The sequence below is a fragment of the Flavobacterium sp. genome (assembly GCF_046155325.1).
In the GTDB taxonomy this organism is placed as follows: Bacteria; Bacteroidota; Bacteroidia; order Flavobacteriales; family Flavobacteriaceae; genus Flavobacterium.
The window spans coordinates 1-5460 of the sequence record NZ_JBJXDQ010000046.1 but is presented as its reverse complement, the minus strand read 5'-3'; the positions used below and the strand labels follow the sequence as shown (position 1 = coordinate 5460).

The 5460-nt window shown below is 33.9% G+C and carries 8 protein-coding genes; 7 read left to right on the top strand and 1 reads right to left on the bottom strand.

Annotated features, from left to right (window positions below):
• Positions 1-145: 145 nt before the first annotated feature.
• Positions 146-1003 carry a carboxylating nicotinate-nucleotide diphosphorylase gene (gene nadC / locus ACKVOD_RS02980; RefSeq protein WP_409207995.1) on the bottom strand — a complete coding sequence of 286 codons (858 nt, stop codon included), beginning with the start codon at positions 1001-1003 and terminating at the stop codon, positions 146-148.
• 162 nt (positions 1004-1165) lie between these two features.
• On the opposite strand from nadC, the gene xerA reads away from it, so the two are divergent.
• From xerA to ACKVOD_RS02945, 7 genes are all read left to right on the top strand, one after another.
• Entirely contained in the window at positions 1166-2209 is a 1044-nt protein-coding gene (xerA, locus tag ACKVOD_RS02975; protein WP_409207994.1) for a site-specific tyrosine recombinase/integron integrase, read from the top strand.
• A gap of 221 nt (positions 2210-2430) precedes the next feature.
• Positions 2431-2760, top strand: coding sequence for an ArsR/SmtB family transcription factor (locus tag ACKVOD_RS02970; RefSeq protein ID WP_409207993.1), 330 nt, complete (start codon positions 2431-2433; stop codon positions 2758-2760).
• On the top strand, positions 2760-3224 hold the full coding sequence (locus ACKVOD_RS02965) for an SRPBCC domain-containing protein (RefSeq protein WP_409207992.1): 465 nt from the start codon (positions 2760-2762) through the stop codon (positions 3222-3224). The genes ACKVOD_RS02970 and ACKVOD_RS02965 overlap by 1 nt, the downstream gene beginning before the upstream one ends.
• A 6-nt stretch (positions 3225-3230) precedes the next feature.
• Positions 3231-3614: a DoxX family protein gene (locus ACKVOD_RS02960; RefSeq protein WP_409207991.1), complete on the top strand. Its 384-nt coding sequence runs from the start codon at positions 3231-3233 to the stop codon at positions 3612-3614.
• Between the two features lie 7 nt (positions 3615-3621).
• Positions 3622-4089 carry a phage tail protein gene (locus ACKVOD_RS02955; protein ID WP_409207990.1) on the top strand — a complete coding sequence of 156 codons (468 nt, stop codon included), beginning with the start codon at positions 3622-3624 and terminating at the stop codon, positions 4087-4089.
• A 184-nt stretch (positions 4090-4273) separates the two neighbouring features.
• Entirely contained in the window at positions 4274-4777 is a 504-nt protein-coding gene (locus ACKVOD_RS02950; RefSeq protein WP_409207989.1) for a hypothetical protein, read from the top strand.
• A 180-nt stretch (positions 4778-4957) separates the two neighbouring features.
• A partial coding sequence (locus ACKVOD_RS02945) for an alpha/beta hydrolase family esterase (RefSeq protein ID WP_409207988.1) occupies positions 4958-5460 on the top strand: 503 nt, incomplete at its 3' end.

Genomic DNA, 5460 nt, shown 5'->3' with positions numbered 1-5460 from the left:
CTGAAATCTGCCTTCTGAAATCTGTTACCTGCCACCTGCCTTCTGTTATCTGCCATCTGTTATCTGCCTTCTGAAATCTGCCACCTGAAATCTGTTACCTGCCATCTGTTATCTGCCATCTGTTACCTGCCATCTGAAATCTATCCTAAAAAGCTTTTAAGCTCAAATCCATATTATAAACTGAATGGGTCAAGGCTCCCGAAGAAATGTAATCGACACCGCACTCAGCATATTGGCGTATTGTATTTTCGTTGATGTTGCCCGAAGATTCTGTTTGACAGGAATTACCTATCAAAGCGACCGCATTTCGAGTATCTTCAAAATTAAAATTATCAATCAAAATCCGGTAAACGCCATCGCTTTTTAGAATTTCCTGAATCTCATTTAGGTTTCGAGCTTCGACAATAATTTTCAAATCAAGCTTGTTTTCCTTTAGATACGCTTTGGTTTTTGCAATAGCTTTTGTAATACCACCAGCAAAATCATTGTGATTGTCTTTGAGCATAATCATATCATAAAGTGCAAAACGGTGGTTCTCGCCCCCACCAATTTTCACAGCCCATTTCTCGCAAGCACGAAAACCAGGAGTAGTTTTGCGAGTGTCTAAAATTTGGGTTTTTGTACCTTCCAAAAGTTGCACATAACGGTTTGTTTTTGTAGCTATGGCACTCATTCGTTGCATGGAGTTCAGCACTAGGCGTTCTGCTTTCAAAATAGATTGTGAGCTGCCTGAAACATGAAGTACAACATCCCCTTTTTTGACAGGAGTTCCATCTACAATAAAAAGTTCTATTTGCAATGTTTTGTCTACATACTCAAATATCATTTTGGCAAAAGCCACACCCGCAATAATACCATCTTCTTTGACCAATAGTTTTGCTTTTCCGGATGCCGAAGCTAGAATACAGGCTAAAGAACTGTGATCACCCTGACCCACATCTTCTCGAATACCGTTTTGTATAATGAGCTGTAATTCGGTATCGAATTGTTTTTCGCTAATCATTTTAAAATATATTTTTTTTTCAAAAAGCTAAAGTAGGATTTATTTTTATGTATTTGAAATGAATTACAAAGTTCACAATCTCGATAGCTATCACGATTTGCAAAGTTCACCATTATAAAGTTTAAAAACAATTGTTATATTAGTATCCTAAAAGCATAGAATATGGATTGGAGTGCCAAAATCATCAGCCATAAAGGCAGCAAAAGAATTGCGGTCTATTTCGAAAAAAACGCCGATTTAATCGCTAGAATTAAATTGATAAATGGTTCACGCTGGAGCCAATCATTAGTAGCTTGGCATCTTCCGGATACGGATGAAAACAGAGAACGATTTGGCTTAGCGCCTCATTACCAATCAATACCTTCGGCAGAAGGGATTGAAAATATTGAAAAATTTAAACAATGGTTGCGCTCCAAACGCTACAGCGAAAGTACGCTAACTACGTATAGCGAAGCTCTGAAATCGTTCTTGATTTTTTACCGAGAAAAACCCATTGCCGAGATAACTAATGACGATGTAATTGTTTATAACAACGAGTATATCTTGAAAAATAATCTTTCGGCATCATTTCAGAACCAGATTGTAAATGCATTAAAATTATTCTTTCAAACCATTCGAGAAACTAAGATTGAAATTGATAAAATACATCGGCCAAAACGATCAAAAGTACTACCAAATGTTTTGAGTAAAGAGGAAGTTAAAGCCATCATAGAAGCATTAACAAATGTTAAGCATAAGACAATGTTAAGTTTAATTTATGCTTGTGGTCTTCGCCGAAGTGAACTATTAAATTTGACTTTTAAGGATATCCAAAGCGACCGGAAGTTATTATTTATTAAACAATCAAAAGGTAAAAAAGATAGAATTGTACCTATAAGCGATAAAATAATTGAAATGTTAAGAGACTATTATAAACAATACCTCCCAAAAACATGGTTATTTGAGGGTCAGCGAGAAAATACAAAATATTCTGACAGAAGTTTAGAAGAAGTTCTAAAAAAAAGCATTAGATTAGCAGGTATTAACAAACCTGTAAGTTTGCATTGGCTTCGGCATAGCTATGCAACCCACTTGCTAGAAAGTGGTACAGATTTACGATACATTCAAGAACTTTTGGGACATAGCAGTAGCAAAACAACTGAAATTTACACCCATGTAAGTACTAAAAACATACAAAATATTAAATCACCTTTTGATGATTTATAAAAAATAATACGCAACTAGAGTTGAGTATATACAGCTAAAAAAGATAGATATACTCAGTTTTTGGCTTAGAAACTGAGTATATAAATAAGTTAGCCGTCATTGTAGAGCGACACCTCAAACCAACAACTTCCCGACATTTTTTGGCATTTGGGAAAAATATTTTTACAAAAATTTGCGTAGCTAAATAGCTACACTTATATTTGCAGTCAAATAACTACATAATGAATTTAAGACGAGACGTATTCCAAGCCATTTCAGATCCGACAAGACGGGCAATTCTACTTTTATTGACTACCCAGACAATGACAGCAGGTGCAATTGCTTCCAACTTTGACACAGCAAGACCGACAGTTTCTAAACATTTACAGATACTTACCGAATGTGAATTACTAAACCAAGAACAAAATGGCAGAGAAATTTACTATCAAATAAATGCAAACAAAATGAAAGAAGTTGCCGACTTCATTGAGCCATTCAGACAAATGTGGGACGACAGGTTCAATAAATTAGAAACTGTTATGAAAAATTATCAATCCAAAAATAAAAAGTAATGGAAAATAGAACAACAATAAATGCCGAAGAAGGCAAACAAGATATTTTAATTACAAGAGAATTTGATTTGCCAATTGAATTGCTTTTTAAAGCCTATTCAGAACCTGAACTTTTGGAACAATGGATGGGAACAAAAGTGGTAAAATTAGAAAATAAAAATTACGGAAGTTATCAGTTTGAAACATCACACAACGGAAATGCGGTTTTTAAAGCTCACGGAACAATCCATTCGTTTATACTCAATGAAAAAATAGTAAGAACTTTTGAAATGGAAAATATGCCAATTGATGTGCAACTTGAATTTTTAGAATTTTCAAAAATTTCCGATGAACAAAGTAAACTGAACATTCACATTATTTACAAATCAGAACAACACCGAGCGGAACAACTAAAAATGCCATTCGCAAACGGATTAAATATAGCACACAATAGACTTCAAGAAATTGGTAACAAATTAAAATAACAAATTATGACAAAGACAAATAAGACAATCTTTTGGATAGCAACCATTTTACTATCATTAGGAATGCTTTCGGGCGGGATAGCACAAATTTTAAAAGTTCAACAAAATGTTGACGGTACTGTTCATTTAGGATATCCAATTTATTTAATGACCCTACTTGGCGTTTGGAAAATTCTTGGCGTAATTGCTATACTCATTCCTAAATTTAAGTTACTCAAAGAATGGGCTTATGCAGGCTTCTTTTTTGCAATGACAGGAGCAGTAATATCACATATTGCAGTTGGCGACACTTTTCTTCAATTCCTTGCACCACTTATTTTTGTAATCCTTACAATTGTTTCTTGGTATTATCGACCAACAGACAGAAAAATTATTTTAAACGAAAAATAACTTCACAATGAAATATAAAGTTGATTTTAAAAACGTTTCTACCATAGGTTTAGAAACATCACCATTTGCCGAAAAATTGGCAGGATTAAGAGCTAATGAGGCAAGGTATTTTATGAATAAGTATAAACACGAATTTTATACCGAACCAGCAAATAAGAACCAAGACACTGTGAATTGGGTAAACAATATTTTAAAAACTGAAAAAGTTATTGAATTAGCGTCAAAACCATTAGAAATTTCCATTGTAGAAGTAGAAAATATCAAGTGGACTTTTGTATTTTACGAAAGCGGACTTACAATAAATGTTCTTTACACATTAGACGACAAAAAGAAAAGAGCCGTAGGCTTTAAACTAACAGAAGGAATGGAAATCCCAACAGAATTGGAAAGCAAGTTTAAATTTGCTAGACAAAAATCGAAATTGGCAGGAACAATTAGGGGAACGTTTTTTGTAATCAAAGGCGAATATTTATAATGAAAAGAAAAACAACGAACGGCTAACAGCAGTTTGGCAAAATGGCGGGTGTAGTGCTAAATTCAAGTTCAGTTCTTCGATTGAACATTTGTGCAAAACTGAACATTTGTGCTCCGATTTCCGCCACTTCGCCAAGCTGCAAACCGTTATGCCTCAGTTTTAAAGAACCAAAACTATAAAGAGAATGAATGATAAAGAATTAAGAATATTATTTTTAAAAACAAAATTAGAAACCGAATCTCAAAATCTTAATTCTGATAATTTTTTTGAATTAATAAAGCACAAAATTGGTTGGGAAAAGTATAATCAAATTTACTCCGAATATGCTAGAAACTCATTACTAGACGCGCAAACACATACTAAATTAACAGAATTAGGAAGAGCTACATTGAGCGCTTTGGAAGCAGAAAATAATCATGAAGTTAAAGACAAGGAAGCAGAACGTAAAAAACTACATAATGAATCTAAGCTATCTAATTGGCAAGTTAAAACCTTTTGGCCTTTATTTATAATTGGTTTATTTGGTGGTTTATACAGTGGATTTGACATTGTCAAAAATTTAACCAAAGAAGAAAATGTTAAATCAAAACAAGTAACCAAAGAGGAAATGGAATCGGAAATAAATAAACTGCGTTTTTTAATTATAACTAAAAAGGATACTCTTAAAACCGCAAAACCGAAGGCATAACAGCCGTTTCGCGCAATTGCGAATTTTGTTCAAAATTCACGTTTGCGTTTCGCAAGAAATATTATCTTAGTGGAAAATAATCGGTTCCGAACTTCGCAACTGACGCGAAGCGGCGGAACGTTAGTGGCAATTAAACCAAACGACACGTAAAACGTCTAAACGAGATAAATTAAAATAAAAATGAGGCAAGTAATTTTACTTATGACAATTCTGATTACACTTATTTCGTGTAACAAAGATGACAATCCAACAACGATTGTGGACAAACCAAGTGAACAAAAAACAGTAAACCTTACAGTTGACGGAAACGCAAGAAGTTTTATTGTATATCTTCCGACTGGTTACAATAATGCAGGGAAAATGCCAATGATTTTTGCCATTCACGGAGGAAGTGGAACACCCGAAGGAATGATAAACATTGCTAATTTTAAAACTATTGCTGACAGAGATAAAGTTGTTTTGGTTTATCCAGCAGGAATTCAAAATAATTGGAACGATGGAAGACCAACAACACCAAATCAGTTAGGAATTAACGATGTTAGTTTTTTCAACCAAATGTGTGATTATATGATTGCCAATAATTCAGTTGACGGAACAAAAATTTATGCAACAGGAATTTCTAACGGTGGTTTTATGTCTTCACGTTTGGGCTGTGAATTAAGTAATAGAATTGCCGCTATTGC